We start from the raw sequence: 215 nt of genomic DNA on the forward strand, positions 1-215 counted from the left end.
CCGTTGCCGGCCTTGGGGTAGTGCGGCTCTATCACCTGGCACAGGGCGGCCCAAGGCACTATTGTCTCCATGGTCCGCAAGAACTCTTCACGTCGGGTGGGCTTGCGCGACTGCTCGAATCCGTTGTTTTGATCTGCGGCCATTGCCAGGGTCTGCTGCTTCATCTGCGGATAACGTTTGAGAAGCGACAACGGTGGACCTTGATCAGCATTGCC

The 215-nt window shown here is 58.6% G+C and carries 1 pseudogene; it reads right to left on the minus strand.

Features of this window, described 5'->3' with window-relative positions:
- Positions 1 to 164, minus strand: a pseudogene (locus DTW89_RS20085) (IS5/IS1182 family transposase); the annotation flags it as partial.
- Between the last annotated feature and the right edge of the window lie 51 nt (positions 165 to 215).

The sequence above is a fragment of the Acidovorax sp. BoFeN1 genome (genome assembly GCF_003345135.1).
GTDB lineage: Bacteria > Pseudomonadota > Gammaproteobacteria > Burkholderiales > Burkholderiaceae_C > Acidovorax > Acidovorax defluvii.